This window comes from Actinocrinis sp. (genome assembly GCF_035653575.1).
Classification (GTDB): Bacteria; Actinomycetota; Actinomycetes; order Streptomycetales; family Catenulisporaceae; genus Actinocrinis.
Genome location: NZ_DASRBQ010000066.1, coordinates 1 through 18575, shown reverse-complemented (window position 1 = coordinate 18575; position 18575 = coordinate 1). Strand labels below are relative to the sequence as shown.

The 18575-nt window shown below is 67.8% G+C and carries 18 protein-coding genes and 1 tRNA gene; 9 read left to right on the top strand and 10 right to left on the bottom strand.

The features are described from left to right. Positions 1-80: 80 nt before the first annotated feature. Complete coding sequence (locus VFA06_RS09435) at positions 81-1091, top strand: GNAT family N-acetyltransferase (RefSeq protein ID WP_324840069.1); 1011 nt, start codon at positions 81-83, stop codon at positions 1089-1091. Between the two features lie 68 nt (positions 1092-1159). Here the strand turns inward: VFA06_RS09435 and VFA06_RS09430 are convergent, their stop codons facing one another. The 4 genes from VFA06_RS09430 to VFA06_RS09415 form a co-directional block, all read right to left on the bottom strand. After that, a complete protein-coding gene (locus VFA06_RS09430) occupies positions 1160-2209 on the bottom strand; it encodes an ABC transporter permease subunit (protein WP_324840068.1) in 1050 nt (349 codons plus the stop codon). Next, positions 2206-3102: an ABC transporter ATP-binding protein gene (locus VFA06_RS09425; protein ID WP_324840067.1), complete on the bottom strand. Its 897-nt coding sequence runs from the start codon at positions 3100-3102 to the stop codon at positions 2206-2208. The genes VFA06_RS09430 and VFA06_RS09425 overlap by 4 nt, the downstream gene beginning before the upstream one ends. Further along, positions 3099-3488 carry a GntR family transcriptional regulator gene (locus VFA06_RS09420; protein WP_324840066.1) on the bottom strand — a complete coding sequence of 130 codons (390 nt, stop codon included), beginning with the start codon at positions 3486-3488 and terminating at the stop codon, positions 3099-3101. The genes VFA06_RS09425 and VFA06_RS09420 overlap by 4 nt, the downstream gene beginning before the upstream one ends. Before the next feature lie 218 nt (positions 3489-3706). Beyond that, a tRNA-Leu gene (locus tag VFA06_RS09415) sits at positions 3707-3789 on the bottom strand. Between the two features lie 325 nt (positions 3790-4114). Here VFA06_RS09415 and VFA06_RS09410 point away from each other — a divergent pair. The 6 genes from VFA06_RS09410 to pknB all read left to right on the top strand — a co-directional run bounded on the left by VFA06_RS09410 (position 4115) and on the right by pknB (position 12309). After that, the gene (locus VFA06_RS09410; protein WP_324840065.1) at positions 4115-4972 is read left to right on the top strand and encodes a DUF3662 and FHA domain-containing protein; all 858 of its coding nucleotides are present in this window, start codon (positions 4115-4117) and stop codon (positions 4970-4972) included. A gap of 132 nt (positions 4973-5104) precedes the next feature. Beyond that, positions 5105-5599: an FHA domain-containing protein FhaB/FipA gene (locus VFA06_RS09405; RefSeq protein ID WP_324840064.1), complete on the top strand. Its 495-nt coding sequence runs from the start codon at positions 5105-5107 to the stop codon at positions 5597-5599. Positions 5600-5613: 14 nt separating this feature from the next. After that, complete coding sequence (locus tag VFA06_RS09400; protein WP_324840063.1) at positions 5614-7182, top strand: PP2C family protein-serine/threonine phosphatase; 1569 nt, start codon at positions 5614-5616, stop codon at positions 7180-7182. 63 nt (positions 7183-7245) lie between these two features. Then, complete coding sequence (locus VFA06_RS09395; protein WP_324840062.1) at positions 7246-8658, top strand: FtsW/RodA/SpoVE family cell cycle protein; 1413 nt, start codon at positions 7246-7248, stop codon at positions 8656-8658. Next, the gene (locus tag VFA06_RS09390; RefSeq protein WP_324840061.1) at positions 8655-10142 is read left to right on the top strand and encodes a penicillin-binding protein 2; all 1488 of its coding nucleotides are present in this window, start codon (positions 8655-8657) and stop codon (positions 10140-10142) included. Before VFA06_RS09395 ends, VFA06_RS09390 begins: the two co-directional genes overlap by 4 nt. Before the next feature lie 244 nt (positions 10143-10386). Beyond that, positions 10387-12309, top strand: a complete 1923-nt coding sequence (gene pknB / locus VFA06_RS09385) for a Stk1 family PASTA domain-containing Ser/Thr kinase (protein ID WP_324840060.1) — start codon at positions 10387-10389, stop codon at positions 12307-12309. 41 nt (positions 12310-12350) lie between these two features. On the opposite strand, the gene VFA06_RS09380 is transcribed toward pknB, so the two are convergent. Both VFA06_RS09380 and VFA06_RS09375 read right to left on the bottom strand, forming a co-directional pair. Then, positions 12351-12998: an aminodeoxychorismate/anthranilate synthase component II gene (locus VFA06_RS09380; protein ID WP_324840059.1), complete on the bottom strand. Its 648-nt coding sequence runs from the start codon at positions 12996-12998 to the stop codon at positions 12351-12353. Positions 12999-13014: 16 nt separating this feature from the next. Next, complete coding sequence (locus VFA06_RS09375; protein ID WP_324840058.1) at positions 13015-13176, bottom strand: hypothetical protein; 162 nt, start codon at positions 13174-13176, stop codon at positions 13015-13017. 250 nt (positions 13177-13426) lie between these two features. Here VFA06_RS09375 and VFA06_RS09370 point away from each other — a divergent pair, with 250 nt between their 5' ends. Then, entirely contained in the window at positions 13427-13672 is a 246-nt protein-coding gene (locus VFA06_RS09370; protein ID WP_324840057.1) for a cell division protein CrgA, read from the top strand. A 184-nt stretch (positions 13673-13856) separates the two neighbouring features. On the opposite strand, the gene VFA06_RS09365 is transcribed toward VFA06_RS09370, so the two are convergent. Together VFA06_RS09365 and VFA06_RS09360 are read right to left on the bottom strand one after the other, a co-directional pair. Further along, positions 13857-14696: a rhomboid family intramembrane serine protease gene (locus tag VFA06_RS09365; protein ID WP_324840056.1), complete on the bottom strand. Its 840-nt coding sequence runs from the start codon at positions 14694-14696 to the stop codon at positions 13857-13859. A gap of 206 nt (positions 14697-14902) precedes the next feature. Further along, positions 14903-15445 carry a peptidylprolyl isomerase gene (locus VFA06_RS09360; protein ID WP_349260128.1) on the bottom strand — a complete coding sequence of 181 codons (543 nt, stop codon included), beginning with the start codon at positions 15443-15445 and terminating at the stop codon, positions 14903-14905. A 409-nt stretch (positions 15446-15854) separates the two neighbouring features. Between VFA06_RS09360 and VFA06_RS09355 the strand changes: the two genes are divergently transcribed. Continuing rightward, positions 15855-16364, top strand: coding sequence for a hypothetical protein (locus VFA06_RS09355; RefSeq protein ID WP_324840054.1), 510 nt, complete (start codon positions 15855-15857; stop codon positions 16362-16364). A 90-nt stretch (positions 16365-16454) separates the two neighbouring features. On the opposite strand, the gene VFA06_RS09350 is transcribed toward VFA06_RS09355, so the two are convergent. After that, positions 16455-17276: a class I SAM-dependent methyltransferase gene (locus tag VFA06_RS09350; protein WP_324840053.1), complete on the bottom strand. Its 822-nt coding sequence runs from the start codon at positions 17274-17276 to the stop codon at positions 16455-16457. A 677-nt stretch (positions 17277-17953) separates the two neighbouring features. Continuing rightward, positions 17954-18136 carry a hypothetical protein gene (locus VFA06_RS09345; RefSeq protein WP_324840052.1) on the bottom strand — a complete coding sequence of 61 codons (183 nt, stop codon included), beginning with the start codon at positions 18134-18136 and terminating at the stop codon, positions 17954-17956. Between the last annotated feature and the right edge of the window lie 439 nt (positions 18137-18575).

Sequence of the window (18575 nt, the reverse complement as noted above, 5' to 3'; positions counted from 1 at the left end):
CTCGGCGAAAAACCGGATGCGCGGCGCTGACTGATCGGGAAGGCTGACCCCGACCCGGCCGCAGCGAAGGGACCTGAGTCGTGCAGTTCACCAGGCTTGATCCGGAACACCTCACCGAACAGGATGTCTCGGACGCCACCGAGTTCTTCGCCGCCGTGCACGCGGTTGACCGGCCGGAGTGGCCCCCGACGCCGCGTGCGGGGATCGAAGAGCAGTTGCGCAGCGCGCACCTCGGTACCGAACCGGCCGCGTATTGGCTGGGGCGGCTGGAAGACGGGCGGCTCGCGGCGATCGGCGTCATCCGGCTACCGCAAGCGGAGAACACGGAGCTGGCGCCGCTCGACGTGCGCGTGCATCCCCAGTTGCGGCGCCAGGGGCTCGGCGAGCAGACGCTGCGTTTGCTCGTGGCCCAAGCCCGCGAGGCTGGCCGAACGCGCTTGATGGGCGGGCAGTTGCGCGAGGGCGGTCCAGGCCTGCCGTGGAGCAAGCGGTTCGGCTTCGAGCCCGTACACGGATACATTGTGCAGGATCTGCAGATAGCGGAGACTGATCCGGCGCTGTGGGATGTGCCGGTACCGCCTGGCTATCAGCTGCGGGACTGGATCGGCCCGACACCCGAGGACGTGATCGAGTCCTACGCGGCGGCCCGACGGGCGATCAGCGATGCGCCGACCGGTGAGATGACCTTTGAGGATCCGCGGTGGAGCCCGGAGCGGGTGCGTGAGGATGAAGCCGAGGTAGCCGCGAAGGGCGCAGAGCAACGCATTGTCGTAGCGATCCACGAAGCGACGGGGGCGGTAGCCGGCATCACCGAGCTCTTCACCTCCGAGAGCCGCCCGAAGCACGCCCAGCAGGGCGATACAGCGGTGCTCGCCGCGCACCGCGGCCGTGGACTCGGGCGAGCGATGAAGGCTGCGATGATGCGGCGCCTGGTGCGCGAGCGGCCGGAGTTGGAGTACGTCTCAACGCAGACGGCTGCGGACAACAAGTGGATGGCGCAAGTCAACCACCAGATTGGTTACCGCACGCTGTGGACGCACTTCTACGCCGAGGCGGATGCAGACCTCGTACAGGAACGGCTCAGCGCATAGGAATCGACGTATAGGAATCGGCGGAGCGCACACGCGGTGGCGCTCCGCCGATTCTTGTCCTTACTCCCTCAGCTGGATCGTCGGATGCGTCGGAAGCAGAACGCTGCCAGCAGCGCGGCGAGGGCGACATAGAGCGCGGTTTCGATCCACTGCAACGGCCAGTAGCGGTCGGCCGGCAGGTAGCTGACATCGACGTGCAGGTTGAGCGGTGCGAGACAGGCGCCGAGGGGCCCGAAGGGCTTGTTACCACCCTTGATCACCAACGGGCCTCGGCTGATCATCTGGTTCCAGCAGGTCAGCACCTCGCTGGTCGGGATCGGCTGGCCGGCGCTGTTGAGCGCGGGGGATTCGGACAGACCCCAGGAGCCGGCCGGCGTCGGCAGGTCGATGGTCACCGGTCCGGTGACCGCCTGGGAACGGTCGAATCGAGCGGCCTGGCTCATCGTGGTCTGGTTGATCGGCATGGTGATGGTGGTCGAGGGCATCACATTCGGGCGGACCACGATGGTCACGAGGAACTGGACGGCGATGAAGACCGCGAGAGTCGCGGCCATCGCGGGCAAGGTGCGCCGGATCACCAGCCCGAGGGTGACCCCGAGCACGAAGGCGAAGACGGCGTAGCCGAGCGGTACGACGTTGCGCGCGTTGAACGCCTGAGTGCCGAACCGGTTGCCGGACATGGTGTCGAGTGGGCTGGCCCACCAGGTCATCAGAAGGCTGATCACACCCGCGGTCACGATGGACGCCAGCGCGATCGCGGCCAGCTTGACCGCGAGCCAGCGGCCGCGGGTCACCGACTGGTTCCAGACCATGTAGTGGGTGCCGCGCTCGAGTTCCGCCGCGATGAGCGGGGCGCCCCAGAAGATCCCGACCAGGGCCGGCGTGGCCATCACCAACAGCTCGAGCAGATCGAGCGGGCCGTTGTACTGGGTCTGCAGCCCGTTGAGCAGGCCGGCGCAGGTGTACTGCGAACTCTGCGTCTGACAGCTGAGCAGGTCCGCGCTGTAGGAATGCCGCAGCTGCGTCCCGGTGATCAGCAGATAGACGGCGGCCGCGGCGAGGAGAGCGGCGGCCAAGAGGGTCTGCGTGCGGAATTGACGCCAGGTCAGCCAGATCATCGGGCGACCTCCGCGTCCCGCGTCACCGGCCGGGGGCTCGCCTCGGCGTTTTCCATATAGGTCAGCACCAGGTCTTCCATGCCGAGGGGTTCCGCGGCCCAGTCCCCGGCCGGAAGCGGGGTGTCGCTGCGCACGACGAAGGTGCTTTGCCGGTCGGTGTGCTCCGCGGAGATCACGTGGAGTCCGGCCGGAAGCGCGTCGGGTTCGCGCCGAGTGCACACGATCCGGTGATGCGCGGCGGTCACTTCGTCGGCCTCGCCGGCCAGGCGCACCCGGGAGGAGACGAGCACGATCAGGTAGTCGCAGACCCGCTCCAGATCCGAGATCAGGTGCGAGGAGAGGATGACGCTGGTGTCGTTGTCCGCGACGGACTCCATGAGGTGCTTGAGGAATTCGCGGCGGGCGAGCGGGTCGAGGCTGGCGACCGGTTCGTCGAGCAGGAGCAGCTCCGGTCGCTTGCCCGCCGCCACGGTCAGCGCTAGCTGGGCGCGCTGGCCGCCGGAGAGCTTCCCGGCCTTCTGTGCCGGATCCAGACCGAGCTGGGCGACGCGCTGTTCTGCGAAGCCCTGGTCCCAGCGCGGGTTGAGGTGGGCGCCGAGCCGCAGATGGTCGGCGACGGACAGGTGCGGATACACCGGGGCGTCCTGGGCGAGGAAGCCGACGCGGGCGAGTTGCTCACGCCCGGAACCAGGCGTCTCGCCGAGCACGGTGATGCTTCCCGACGTCGGGGTCAGCAGCCCGCAGGCGAGCTTGAGCAGCGTGGACTTTCCGGCACCGTTCGGCCCGACCAGGCCGACCACGTGTCCGGGCGGGATGTTCAAGGTGCAGTCGGTGAGCGCTCGGCGCCGACCGTACTGCATGCCCAGCGCGTGGGCTTCCAGAATCGCGGTCATCTCTCCTCTTCGGCGGTGGCGCGGAACGTGCTGGTGAACAGGGCCTCGATCGCCGCCTCGGTCAGACCGGCGGCGCGGGCCCGCTTCAACCACCCGGCCAAGTCGTTGCGCAGCGGTTCGTGTTCGGTGAGCGAGTCCTGCCCCAGGGTCCTGGTGACGAAGGTCCCGACCCCGGGTTTCGCGGCGACCAGTCCTTCGCGTTCGAGGTCGCGGTAGGCCTTGAGCACGGTGTTCGGGTTGATCGCGACCTTCGCCACGACCTGCTTGACCGTGGGCAGCTGGTCGCCCTCGGACAGCAGGCCGAGCAGCAGCGCCTGGCGTACCTGCTGGACGATCTGCAGGTACGGGGCGACGCCGGAGCGCGGGTCCAGATGGAACTCGATCACCGTGACCTCTATTCATCTAGTTGCATAGCACAATAGGTCTTTGCCGCGGCATCGTGTCAAGCCCTCGGGGCACGAAGAGGTGAATCAGTGCTCAGCTGACGACGGTGCGGATCTCGCGGTGCACTCGGCGCCGGCATACAAAAAGGCGGAGATGGTCAGTGACCATCTCCGCCTAAATAACATCACCCTGGCATCCGACTTTCGTCGGTGCACCTCGGTGCGCGAGGGGGGAGTTGAACCCCCACGCCCTTGCGGGCACTGGAACCTGAATCCAGCGCGTCTGCCATTCCGCCACTCGCGCGTAACGAGGATGACCATAGCAGTCGACCTGGCGCGGTCCCAAATCGTTTCGAGGCGGTAGCAAACTGCGGACGCGTGGAATCCCCGCCGCGGGGGAGGATGGTGGCGAACAGGTGACGTCCGTCCGGTCGGCGAAGATACGATCAGTGGCGAAACGTCAGCTTGACCTGCCTCGCACTCACTCTTACGGGCGCGGCGCTGCGGCGAACGCGCGCGCAATGAGAGAGTACGAGGTGCACACGTAACCGGCCCGGTCGTCCGACGGCCGCGGCGCGGAGCCGCGTGCAGCCTGCCAGCGACCGCCTACACGCCTGAAGGGGGTGTCCGTGGGAGTTCTACAGCGCTTCGAGCGTCGCCTTGAGGGGTTGGTCAACGGCGCCTTCGCGAAAGCCTTCAAGTCGGAGGTGCAGCCCGTCGAGATCGCCAGCGCGCTGCAACGCGAATGCGACGATCGCGCGGCGGTGGTAAGCCGCGGCCGCACCATGGTGCCGAACGACTTCACCGTCGAGCTCGGCGACCACGACTACGACCGGCTCACGACGTATGCGGCCCCGCTCTCCGCCGAGCTCGCCGACCTGGTCCAGGAGCACGGGCGCGACCAGCGCTACATGTTCGTCGGACCGGTCGAGGTGAAGTTCGAGCGCGCTCCCGACCTGGCCACCGGCATGTTCCGGATCCGCTCGCAGGCACTGGCCGGCGTGGTGCAGATGCCGGGCCCGGGCGGTCCCGGCGGCTACCAGGACCCTGCGGCAGGCTACGCGCCGTACAGCGGCGCTCCGGGCTACCCGCCTCCGGGCGGCGTGGGCGCGGGCATGGCCGGAATGGGCGGCGTCGGCGGAGTGGGCGCACCCCCGCGGCCCGCTCCGGGCGGGTATCCGCCGGCCGGCCCGCCGATGGGCGGTCAGTCCGCTCCCTCCTTCTGGGTGGAGATCAACGGCGTGCGGCATCCGCTGACCCGTCCGGTGACGTCTATGGGCCGTGGAACCGATGTGGACCTGCGGGTCGACGACCCCTCGGTGTCCCGGCGGCACGCCGAGATCCGCACCGGGTCGCCCTCGGTGATCTCCGACCTCGGCTCGACCAACGGCATCGTGGTGGACGACCAGCACGTGCGCCAGGCCCAGCTGCGGGACGGGTCGGTGATCCACTTGGGCAACACCACGATCGTCTTCCGGCAGGTCTGAACCGAACCGGAGAGCGCCGACGTCAGTGCGGGTGATAACGCTTGCCCGTACCATGCCGGCGGGTATGGCGTATCCGGCGTCTCAGGGTACGGTTTCCGCGCGGCAACCGCTTCGAGGAGTTAGTAAAGGACGATGACCGGTCTCACCCTCACCCTGATGAAGCTGGGTCTGCTGGCCGGGCTCTGGGTGTTCGTCCTGATTTCGATCGCGGTGATTCGCACCGATCTGTTCGGGGCCGCCGGTTCGCGGATCCGCGCCGCGCGGCCCTCGGCCAGGCCGGTCTCCGGGGCCGTGCCGGTCGGCCAGGCGGCCGCGCGCCCGCGCCGGGGCGGCACCCCGACCAAGCTGCTGGTCACCTCGGGCTCACTGGCGGGCACCAGCGTTCCGCTGGGAACGCAGCAGATCACGCTCGGCCGCGCGCACGATTCCACTATCGTGCTCGACGACGACTTCGCTTCCAGCCGCCACGCCCGGATCTTCCCGGACTCCTCGGGCCAGTGGGTGGTGGAAGACCTGGGTTCCACCAACGGCACGTACCTGGACCGGACTAAGCTCACCGGCCCCGCCCCGGTTCCCGTGGGCGTGCCGATCCGTATCGGCAAGACCGTCCTCGAGCTGCGGAAGTAGCGGAAGAAGCGTAGATGAGCCTGTCCCTGCGATATGCGGCCCGTTCCCACGTCGGGCTGATCCGCGACGGCAACGAGGACTCGGGATACGCCGGGCCGCGGCTGTTGGTGGTGGCCGACGGGATGGGCGGCCAGGCGGCGGGCGAGCTGGCCTCCTCCGTCGTGGTGCAGACCATCGCGCAGCTGGACACCCCGGCCACGCCGCAGCCTCCGGCCGATCCGGTGCACGCCCTGGCCGAACGCATCAGCGAGGCGCACGAGCGGCTGCACTCGATCATCACGGACAATCCTCAGCTCGAGGGGATGGGCACCACCCTCACCACGTTCCTGTTCAGCGAGCAGAGCGTCGCCTTCGCACACATCGGCGACTCACGGGCATACCGGTTGCGCGGCGGTCGCCTCGAACAGCTGACGGCGGATCACACCTGGGTGCAGCGCCTCGTGGACGAGGGTCGGATCAGTGAGGAGGAGGCGGGGCATCACCCGCAGCGCTCCCTGCTGATGCGGGCGCTCGACGGTCGCGGCCAGGTCGCCGACGCGGACCTGTCCCTGACGGACGTTCAGGCCGGGGACCGGTTGATGCTGTGCAGCGACGGCCTGTCCAGCTTCGTGTCCTTCGACACCCTTGAGTCGACCCTCGCCGGATACGCGGACCCGCATCAGGCCGCGGAGTCACTGATCCAGCTCGCGCTGCGGGCCGGCGGGCCGGACAACGTGACCTGCATCGTGGCCGACGTCTTCGACCCGAGCGCCCCGGGCTCCTCACCCAACGCGGAGACTCAGTACATCGAGATGCCGGTGACGGTGGGAGCGGCCGCCGAGCACGCCGGAGGTGCCGGCCTGCCTTCTTTTGGCGCACCGCCCGCCCCGCCCGGCGGGCCAAACGCGGGCGCGGCGCCGCGAAACACCGACGAGATCCCGGCTGACACCCCCGCGGGCAGGGCGGCCCGGCTGCGCAGGCGCGACCGGCACGAAAAGCCCGCCGACGACGCGGAGGGTCCCCAAGTAGGCGACTGGGCGCCCGATCCCAAGCGGCGACGCTGGGTGAAGCCGGTGGTGATCGGCGTGGCCGCGGTCGTAGTGGTGGTCGGCGGCCTTGGCGGTGGCGCGTACTACTGGACGCAGCAGCAGTACTACGTTGCATCCGATAACGGCAAAGTCGCCATCTACCAGGGTGTGAACACATCCATTGTCGGTTTCCGCCTCTCGCACGTGTACTCGACAGACCCGCAGGTCGCGGTGAGTACCCTGCCGACGGCCAGTCAGGAATGGGTGCGTAACACGATAACCGCGACCAGCCTGTCTGACGCCCAGTCGATCGTGCACACCCTGTCGGTGCTCGGCGCCGACTGCACGGCCCTGACCACGGCACCGAGCCCCTCGCTGAACCCGATCGCATCCGCGAGCGTCTCTCCGTCTGCGACCGGCGCGGCGACGGGGACCGGTAAGCCGTCCGCGACGGCGAGCAAGTCCCCGGCCCCGAACCCGAGCCCGTCGCCCAGCGCGAGCATCGCCGAATCGAACCAACTCTCGGCGCAATGTCCGGGTGCTTCCGGCTCTGCGTCGGGTAACGGGTCAAGCTGACGACGGCGACGGGCGAGAGCCGACCGCGGCGTCGGCGACCAGGATGACAGGAACGTGATGCGCATGACGAGTACGCCGTTGGCCGCCTCGGCGGCCCAGGCCCCCGCCGAGCCGGACGTTCCCAAGCGGCGCAACGTCGAGGCGCTGCTGCTGCTGTTCGCGCTCGGCATCGCGCTGTTCGCGTACGCCGACGTCGGCAAGGCGATGACCAACAAGACCCCGGCCAACCTGGTGGCGCTGGGCGCGGAGTTCGGCGTGGCGCTGCTGGCCGCGCATCTCGTGGTGCGCCGCTTCGCCCCCTATGCCGACCCGGTGATCCTTCCGGTCGCGGCGATGATCAACGGGCTCGGCCTGGTGCTGATCTACCGGCTCGACCCGTACAACATCGCCAACAAGCTGGCCCCGAAGGGCGGCGCCGCGCCGAACCAGGCGATCTACACCGTGCTCGGCCTCGCCGTCTTCATCGTGATCGTGATCTTCCTACGCGACCATCGGGTGCTCCAGCGCTACGCGTACCTCTCGGCGCTGGTCGGGCTCTTCCTCATCGCCCTGCCCGCGGTGCTGCCGGCCAGCATCTCCGAGGTCAACGGCGCGCGCAGCTGGATCAGGCTCGGCGGCTTCTCGGTGCAGCCGGCCGAGTTCGGCAAGCTGCTGCTGGTCAGCTTCTTCGCCGCGTACCTGCACGCCAAGCGGGACGCCCTCGCGCTGGCCAGCCGCCGCTTCCTCGGGCTCTACCTGCCGCGCGGCCGGGACCTCGGGCCGATCCTGGTCTGCTGGGCCTTCGCGATGCTGATCCTGATCCGGGAGACCGACCTCGGCGTCTCGCTGATGTTCTTCGGCGCGTTCGTGATCATGCTGTACATGGCCACCGAGCGCACCAGCTGGCTTATCTTCGGCCTGCTGCTGTTCGTCGGCGGCGCGGCCGCGGTCGCGAACATGTCCTCGCACGTGATGGTCCGCGTGCACGCCTGGCTGCACCCGTTCTCGGACGTGACGGGCCAGACCCGGCAGCTGGCCCAGTCGCTTTACGCGTTCGCCAACGGCGGGTTGTTCGGCACCGGCCTCGGGCGCGGCTACTCCTCCCAGATCGGGTTCGCCAACAACGCCGACTTCATGCTGGCGACGGTGGGCGAGGAGCTCGGCCTGGTCGGGCTCACCGCGCTGTTCATCGCGTACGCGATCATCGTGGTGCGCGGCGTGAAGACGGCGCTGCTGGTCCGCGACCCCTACGGCAAGCTCTTCGCCGCGGGCCTCGCGGCGACCTTCGCGCTCCAGGTCTTCATCACCGCGGGCGGGGTGACCAGAATCATCCCGTTGACCGGCCTGCCGATGCCGTTCCTGGCCTACGGCGGCTCCGCGCTGATGGCCAACTGGATCCTGGTGGCGCTGCTGATCAAGATCTCCGACGCGGCCCGGCGCCCGCTGCCGCCCGCGATTCCGCTCAGTGACGAGATGACCCAGGTGGTGCAGGCGTGAACCGGCCGATCAAGAAGGTGGCGATCTTCTGCCTCGCGCTGTTCGCCGCCTTGTTCGTGAACGCGAACTACATCCAGTTCGTCAACGCGTCGTCGTACTCGTCGCACCCGGACAACCGCCGCAACCTGATCTACGCGTTCCAGAACCCGCGCGGCGAGATCATCGTGGACGGCAAGGCGATCGCCACCTCAGTGCCCACCACCGGCACCCTGAAGTACCAGCGGCAGTACACGAACGGCCCGCTGTACGCCCAGGCGACCGGCTACTTCTCGGTGAACTACGGCTCCACCTCGATCGAGCACTACGAGAACGCGCTGCTGCAGGGCACCGACTCGCGGCTGGCCACGCAGCAGTTCCTCAACACGATCGAGAACAAGGGCAAGAGCGGCGGCTCGGTGGTGCTCACGCTCAACGCCGCCGCTCAGCAGGCCGCGTACAACGGGCTGGCGAACGTCGGCAACGGCAAGGAGGTCGAGGGCGCGGTGGTGGCGCTCGACCCGAAGACCGGCGCGATCCTGGCGCTGGTCTCCGCCCCGTCCTTCGACCCGAACAAGCTCGCCACGCACAACACCACCGACGAGGCCAAGGCCGCGAACGCGCTGGCCGCCGACCCGCTGCAGCCGAATCTCGACCGCGCGCTGCTGCAGACCTACCCGCCGGGCTCCACCTTCAAGATCATCACCTCGGCCGCAGCCATGGACAACGGCATCAACGGCCAGCCGGTGGACGAGAACACCGTCATCCAGTCGCCGCTGAACGTGCTGACCTTCCCCGACACCAACGCCTCGCTGTCCAACGACGCCGGCGAGACCTGCGGCAACACCACCCTGATCCAGGCCTTCACGCAGTCCTGCAACACCGTCTACGGCACCGTCGGCCTCGACGTCGGCGGCGCGAAGCTGCAGGCCGAGGCCGAGAAGTGGGGCTTCAACCAGCAGGGCCCCTCGGTGCCGATGACCGCGGCCTCCTCGGCCTTCCCGAAGAACGTGACCTTCGACGCCTCGGTGGCGCAGTCCGCGATCGGCCAGTTCAACGTCCGGATGACCCCGCTGCAGGGCGCGCTGATGGCCGCCACGGTGGCGAACGGTGGCGTGATGATGGCGCCCTACCTGGTCAAGCAGGAGCTGGACACCAAGGGCGGGGTGATCTCCACGACCGAGCCGAAGCAGCTGTACAACCCGATCACCTCCGACCAGGCGAACCAGCTGAAGGACATGATGGTCTCGGTGGTGCAGAACGGCACGGGAACCGCAGCACAGATCAACGGCGTCCAAGTCGCAGGCAAGACGGGCACCGCGCAGCGAGGCGCCGGGCAGAACGCGCTGGCCTGGTTCGTGTCCTTCGCCCCGGCGAACGACCCCAAGGTCGCGGTCGCCGTGCTGGTGCAGGACAACAACCCGAACGCGGGTGACATCTACGGCGGCACGCTGGCCGCGCCGATCGCGAAGGACGTGATCCAGGCGGTGCTCGGCTCGCAGAAGTGATCCGGCAGTAGGTCATCCGGCGGTGCCCGACCGGCGCCGGTGACCCGGCGGGAGTGAACCCTCCGGAGACCCGGCTCGTGCTCCCCCGGCGCGCAGGTACGACGCCACTGCCGCCAAGCTCTACTGCGCGCCTCGCTCGCCGTGAAACAATCGCGCAGAGCAGGTTTGAGACGGAACCCGGCGGATCGCCGCCTCCCGCGGGCACAGGGCTCGGCGGAACGGCGACAGGGGAAGGGCTGAACAGATGGAAGAGCCGCGTCGCCTGGGCAACAGGTACGAGCTCGGCGCGGTACTGGGTCGCGGCGGCATGGCCGAGGTGTTCATGGCGCGCGACATCCGGCTGGGCCGTGCGGTCGCGGTGAAGACGCTGCGCGCCGACATGGCGCGGGATGCCACGTTCCAGGCCCGGTTCCGCCGCGAAGCACAGTCCGCCGCCTCACTCAACCACCCGGCGATCGTCGCGGTGTACGACACCGGCGAGGACTACATCGGCGGCGTGTCGCTGCCTTACATCGTCATGGAGTACGTAGACGGCTCGACGCTGCGCGATCTGCTGCACTCGGGCCGCCGGCTCCTGCCCGAGCGGGCCCTGGAGATCACCTCGGGTGTGCTCCAGGCGCTGGACTACAGCCACCGCAACGGGATCATCCACCGCGACATCAAGCCGGCCAACGTGATGCTCACCCGGGCCGGCGCGGTGAAGGTGATGGACTTCGGCATCGCGCGGGCCATGGGCGACCAGGGCATGACGATGACCCAGACCTCCGCGGTCATCGGCACGGCGCAGTACCTCTCCCCCGAGCAGGCCAAGGGCGAGACGGTCGACGCGCGCTCAGACCTGTACTCGACCGGCTGCCTGCTGTACGAGCTGCTGACCGGTCGGCCGCCCTTCGTCGGTGACTCGCCGGTCGCCGTGGCGTACCAGCACGTGCGGGAGGCGCCGCTGCCGCCGTCGCACCACGATCCCGAGGTCCCCGCGGTCGCGGACGCGATCGTGCTCAAGTCCCTGGGCAAGCACCCGGACGAGCGTTATCAGTCCGCCGATGAGATGCGCGCGGACATCGAGCGGGCGCTCGACGGTCGTCCGATCGCGGCGGCCCCGACACTCGTGGCGGGTTATGGCGCTGCGAATGCGCCGACGCAGGTTGTCTCGAGCGCGGCGGGTTACGGCGCTGGGCAGACCACGGCCGGGTACGGGCCGCCGACGCGTTACCAGCCGACGCAGTATCAGCCCTCGTTCGAGGACGCACCGCCGGAGGATGCGGTTCGTCGTCGCGGAGACACGGCGGGCGGAAACGGCGGACGCAACAAGAAGTCCGACAAGACCGGGTACATCATCTTGGCCGTCGTCGCCGTGATCGCGATCGTGCTCGCCTTTGTGGTCTTCAACAAGCTGCTGGGTGGCAACAGCTCGAACGGCAAGACCACGGCGGTGCCGCCGATCACCGGCAAGACGCTCGCGCAGGCGGAGCAGGTACTCGGCGCGAACGGCCTGAAGATCGGCAGCAACACCTGCTCCGGTGACGCGGCGAACAGCGACACGGTCCCGGCCGGTCAGATCATCTCGCAGAACCCGCAGAGCGGGGCCAGCGCCAGCTCCGGTTCCGCGGTGAACTACTGCATGTCCACCGGGCCGCAGCAGAAGACGCTGCCGGGCAAGGACGCGCTGAACACCAACACCAAGGACACGGTGGAGAACACGCTGCGCAACAACGGGTTCAAGAACCTGGTGGAGCAGGGGCAGTCGAGTAGCACGGTCCCGGCCGGCAACGTGATCGACCTGCAGGACGGGAACGGCAAGTCGCTGGCCGGACAAACGGTTCCGCTGACTACGACGATCACCGTGGTGGTCTCCAACGGTCCCGGCAACGCGACGGTGCCGTCGGTCATCAACCAGAGCTGCACCTCGGCGCTGCAGGCAGTTCAAGGCGCCGGGTTCCAAACGCAGCAGGTCAACCAGTTCAGCAACGACGTGCAGGCCGGCAATGCGATCGGGACCGACCCGGGCGCCAACGCGCAGGCCGCGAAGGGCAGCACGGTGAAGGTGTTCTGTTCGCAGGGCGCCTCGCCAGCCGCGAGCCCGTCGAGCAGCCCGTCGCCGAGTGCCACGCCGTCCGGTGGCGGTGGCCTGCTCGGCGGTGGCGGAGGAAACGGCGGCAACGGCTGAGGGCGGAGCCGGCCGGCGACAAGTCGGCCGGCTGAACCGGCCTAGCGGCTGACCACCTCGGACGGCCTCGCACCCACGACGGGCGCGAGGCCGTCCGAGCGTTTGACGGCTCCGGCGTCGCCACACACGGCCAGCCAGTTGGCCAGCATGCGGTGGCCGCCTTCGGTCAGCACGGACTCTGGATGGAACTGCACCGCCTCGATCGGCAGGCTGGCGTGCCGCACGCCCATGATCACGTCCGTGTCGGTGCGGGCGGTGACGAGGAGGTCCTCGGGCAGCGAGCCGGGCTGGATCGCGAGCGAGTGGTAGCGGGTGGCGGTGAACGGGTTCTTCAGGCCGGCGAAGACGCCCGCGCCGTCGTGCCTGACGAGGCTGGTCTTGCCGTGCAGCAGCTCTGGGGCGCGGTCAACGACGGCGCCGAACCCGACCGCGATCGACTGAAGGCCGAGGCAGACGCCGAACAGCGGCTTACCGATCCGGGCGCAGTGCCGGACCATCTCCACGCAGATGCCGGCTTCCTCCGGCGTGCCCGGTCCGGGCGAGAGCAGCACGCCGTCGTACTGGTCGGCCTCCCCGACGGTGACGGCGTCGTTGCGACGCACCTCGCAGTCGGCGTCGAGTTGGTAGAGGTACTGGACCAGGTTGAAGACGAACGAGTCGTAGTTGTCGACCACCAGGATGCGCGCCATGGGGTCAGCGTAGTCGCTACTGGGAGAGCGAACCGTTCCCTGAGAACGGCAAGTGCGGCTCCAGCCACGGGAAAACGAACTGGAAGAGCACGAAGACGACGACGGCGAAGATGATGAGCACCCACAGGACGCGCACCCACAGCGTTCCGGGCAGATGCCGCCAGATCCACGCGTACACGCGCCGTTCGCTGCCTTTCCTCGGTCCTGCGCCACCCGTGGCGGGCAGTCGTCAGACCGTCCGCCCGAATGGTGATCCTATGTAGTGTCTCAGTGACGCCGAGCTACCTTACCGCTAACTTTCCTAAGATCCGGCAGACACACCGCAGCTGAGCCTGAGAAAGCCGCTCGTCCGCTGTTGCCACGCGCCGCACACGGCTACGCTATGGGTGCCGTACAGCTGTCGCTGAGCCAGTGAGCAGGAGAGTTCCGTGCCGAAGTCGAAGACTCGGGAGAAGGTGGCCTACACCCCGCCCGAGCAGAGGGTGCAGAAGATCAAGGTCGAGTCCTCGGCCTGGGTGGCCCGGTTCATGGTCGCGTTCTTCGTGATCGGCCTGGCCTGGATCGTCTCGTACTACCTCAACCTGCAGTGGATCTCGAATCTCGGCGCCTGGAACGTGGTCATCGGCTTCGCCTTCATCGCGGCCGGCTTCGTCACCTCGACCCGCTGGCGCTGACCCCGCGGCCCACGCTGTGAGCTCCGGTCGTACTCGACCGGGGCTCCAGATCATTTCCGCAGGCAGAAGAGTTATCCACAGCTTCAGGGCAGGGTTCTCCACAGGTTATCCACAGTGTGGAAAAGTTCACACGATCTGTGGATAACCCTGGGTGATCAGCATTCTGCGAGCCGCTGCCGAACTGCTATCCCAGCAGGCTGATCCAGGCTTCGTCGAGGACGCTCGCCCCCACCTGAGAGTGCAGCTGTGAGGTGTGGATAAGCACGATGATCACAGCGGCGAGCAGCACCGCCGAACCGGTCGCGGTCGGAATGACGTTCTGTGGATTCTTGAACCAGGCGATTACCGTGCGGGGTCGCGGCGCGTAGGCGAACGCGACGCCGAGGACCAGCCCGGCGACCAGGCCGCCGACGTGTGCCTCCCAGCTGATCCCGCTCACGGTGAAGCTGAAGACCAGGTTCAGCGCGATCACGGTGATGACCGGCTGCATGTTCAGCTTTTCTCGGTAAGCGAGCACGGCCAGCACGCCGAGCAGTCCGAAGATCGCACCCGACGCACCCAGGCTCGCCCCGTACGGCTGTAGCGAGGCGTATGACGCAGCCGAGCCCGCGATACCGCACGTGAAGTAGGTCAGCAGATAGCGGGTACGGCCGAGCCTGGATTCCACAGGCACGCCGATCCACCACAGCGACAGCATGTTCATGCCGAGGTGCGGCCAGTTCAGGTGCACGAACATGGAGCTGACCAGGCGGTACCAGTCGCCGTACGCGACTCCTATGTGCCCGGCCTTGGGCAGCGAGGAGATCTGCGGCGTCATCGCCTCGAGGTCCATCCGGTGTGTGAACGCCGGGCCGACGACCTCCTGGAGGCCGAACATCACGATGCAGACGCCGATCAGCACGGCGGTGGCGATGCCCTGTCGAGCGTGCTGCTTCCCGCCCACGATCGTGCGTACTTCACGCACCTCGCGATTGCCGCCGCGGACGCACTCAGGGCACTGGAAGCCGACCGGCGCGGGCACCATGCAGTCGGTACAGATGGATCGCTCGCACCGCGAGCACCGAAGATACGTCTCTCGGTCGGCGTGCCGGAAACACACCGGCGGACCCGACACGGCACCGGCGCCTGAGGTGGGCGCCGGCAGCTCGTCGGACGGCATTGTCACAGTCCAATCCCCGATGAAGGCGGGCCGGGTCGGCCCGGTTGGCGATCAGCCGCGCTGACCGCCCGTCAAGAAGCGCGGCGCTCGATCACCACGGACTCGAGCACCACATCGTCGACAGGACGATCCAGCCGTCCGGTCTTCACGTTGGAGATGGCGTCGACCACCTTGCGACCGGCCTCGTCGGCGACCTCGCCGAAGATGGTGTGCTTCCCGTTGAGCCAGGTGGTCTCGCCCACAGTGATGAAGAACTGTGAGCCGTTGGTTCCACGCCCACCCTGCAGCCCGGCGTTGGCCATGGCGAGCAGGTAAGGCTTGTTGAATGCGAGATCCGGGTGGATCTCGTCGTCGAAGCGGTAACCGGGGCCGCCGGTGCCCTGTCCGAGCGGGTCGCCGCCCTGGATCATGAAGCCGGGAATGATGCGGTGGAAGATGGTGCCGTCGTACAGCTTCGCGGTCGTCTTCTGCCCGGTCCGCGGGTCGAGCCACTCCTTGCCGCCCTCGGCCAGTTCCACGAAGTTGCGCACCGTCTTGGGCGCGTGGTTCGGGAACAACCGCACGGTGATGTCCCCGTGCGTAGTCTTGAGCACGGCGTAGGTCTCCTCGGCCATGACGGCCCTCGCTTCCATCGCTCGCTGCGTTGCGGAACGTCCCCCAGGTTCCGGCTCTCGGCCGGCATAAGCCGGCCGGTGCATGTCCTTGCACATCCTCCCACGCGCCGCCGGTTCACTGCGCCGCGGTAGCTGATCCGTATCAATCCCGCATCCTGACCGAGGACATCCCGGTGATGTTGTCCTGATAAGCCGGGAAAGTCCTTCTCCTAACGGCGCAATCTGCGCATAGTCATAGCGGTCCAGGGAAGGCGGGAGGCGTCCCAACGACGGAAGGGTGAAGGGCCGAGCCGTGATGAAGACGAGCCATTCCAAGCCCCTGGAACGCGGTTCCGTTCAGCCGTGGCTCCGTGATCAGTACCAGACGCTGCGCACCGAGGCCGGGCCTCGGTTGGAGCACGCGCGAGCGGTGGTGGTACCCGTCCTTACGGACGCGTCGCACAAGGTCCGCGACGAATTGGTGCCCAAGGTTCGTGACGAGATCGTGCCGAAGGTCCGCGATGAGATCGTGCCGGCGACGGTGCAGTTCTCCTCGCGCGTGGCCGACGAGGCGATGCAGCGTTCTGCTCCTCTGCGCGCGGAGCTTTCCGACCGGGCCAATGCGGCGCTCGCGGCCGCGCGTGGCCAGGTGACCACGGCCCAGATCGAGCAGATCAACCACCGCGGCCGCGGCCACCGCAAGCTGTGGCTGCTCGGCGGTGCGGCGGCGGCCGGAGCGGCGATCGGCACGGCGGCGGTGCTCTGGCAACGCTCGCGCGAGCAGGCGTGGGTCGAGGACGACGCGGTCAACGCCGCGCTCTCCGCGAACGACGCCGAGGTCAAGCGGATGGACGCGGTCGACCGTGACGATCCGTCAGACCCTGACGGTGGCGCCGAGTCCTCGTCGAGCTCGTCCGGCCGCCACAGCGGTAACCACTGATAAGCGCATACGAGCACTCACGGGCGCCGGCAGACTCCGACGAACGACAGGCTCGCGCGGATGACCGAAGGGCGTGCGGCCGAAGCAGACCTACGGCCGCACGCCCACGGTGAGTAGGTGAGCTGAGATCCCGAGGAGGGTGGGCTCGGACTCGGCGATCCGCAGCGCTTTAAGCAGCTCCGCGCGCTTAGCCTCGTCGTCGAGACAAGCGTCGATGCCGCCGAACAACCACGCGGCGCCCTCGATCCCGTACTGCCCGCTGACCGTGAGACCGGCTGCCGCGACTTCGGCGGCGATCTCGTCCGGCTGATGCAAGTAAGCGGTAGTGAACTCGCCGCCGGCAGCGTCGACCCTTCCAGTCGCTGACGTCTCGATCAGGCGAACCTGCCGCCAGGGCTCGAACCAACCCCCACGATTCAGCTGATCGTGCAGCGCGGCGTGCCGATTGATCGTCGCCGCGACGACGGTGCCGCCCGGGCGTACCACCCGCGCCGCTTCCACGAGGGCTTTGTGCCGTTCGGCCGGTTCAGGCAGGTGGTACAGCGGTCCAAGCAGCAACACGACGTCCACAGACGCGTCCTCGGCGTCTAACGCACGTACGTCTCCCAACCGTGCAGTGACACCAGGCAGCGCCCCGGCCTTCTCGACGTGAAGCGGTACCGGATCAACGACCTCCACGCGCCAGCCGTCCGCCGCAAGCCATTCGGCATGTACCCCACTCGCACCGCCAACGTCGAGCAAGCGCCCACCGGGCTCAGGCAGCACGCGTCGCAGGATGTCCTGCGTACGCCACAGCTCCAATCGCCCGACGCCGTACCGCAGCCGGCTCTCTTCGCCGCCCCGCGCGTAGTAGTCCAGGATCTCTGGAGCAAGCGTGGGAGCGGCCTCAGCTTCGGCAGATGTCGATCCCATGCGACCACGATCTCCGGACACCCGCTCGCACCGCAATCGAATTCCGACGGATCAGATCTGGCACGCATCTGGCATGAAAGACCCCTCACCGTGATCGGTGAGGGGTCTTTGTGCTTGTGGAGCCAAGGGGACTTGAACCCCTAACCCCCGCCTTGCAAATTCGCTCGGCCGATCGCCTCATCGGCGTCCGCGCTGCTCGGCTTCAGTCAGCACACGCTCGGAGGTGCCGCCAACTACCGCACTGTTCCCCTCCGTTGATGTCACTGCCGATGTCAGCTCGCAGGACCCCAGCCTTGCAAAGGCTTGCAGGTCAGGACTCTTCTATCAGGTAGACACGGCTGATCTGCGGTCGGATCGAACTTGGCTTGCCCTTGACTATCCGCGAGTGACCGCGAGTTACTGCCCCATCTGGCACGCATCTGGCACAAGCTGGAGGTGGTCAGCGCCTCGGTTGAGGGACTGGCATCCCCCGGTCGGGCAAGCTCTGCCTGCAAACCTCGATCATCACGGTTCAGCGATGAGGCAGGCAGCGCGTGATCGCCCGTCAGGGACGAGGGATCACTGACCCATTCGGCACACGCCGCGACACTCGAGGATCCGATGCCACGCCGCGATAAAAGATGCCGTCGAGCAGGTGACCTCTCACCTGCTCGACGGCATCGGCCCGCGGGCTGGAACTAATCGCCGCGCTGACCGCCGCGCCAGACCAGCACGCCGGTGAGCACAGCACTGATCGGCCCGTCCAGAGTCGGCCACGCGAGCGCCACCGTAGCTAGGCCGGCGATCCCGGCCGCGGGCGCCACCTTGCGCAGTATCTTGCGCAGGCGGTATTTCTTTTCACCATTTTTCCGATGTACCATAGAGGCACACCTTTCCAGTCGAGAGGTGCAAAGCGGCTCTCCCCCTCGCCGGGGAGGGCCGCACCCATTTGGGGCGGCGTCGCCGCGTTGCCGGTAAATGTACACCGCGCGGGCGCGTTTCCAAAGCCGTGCAGGTAAACGGCTCAAGCCCTCTCTCGGAGGCGTCAAGAATGGCGCCTTTCGAAGATCAACGATCTTCCTATGGTGTTGCCGAAGGGCCTACATCGCTAGCTTTACAACGCTTTTTAGGCGCCGTCGCTACGGCTTTACTGCGCCTCCTCCGCCTCCATCTCCACGGTCATCTCCACGGTCATCTCCACCGCCATGTCCACGGTCATCTCCACCGCCATGTCCACGGTCATGTCCACGGTCATCTCCACCGCCATCTCCACGGTCATCTCCACCGCCATGTCCACGGTCATCTCCACCGCCATGTCCA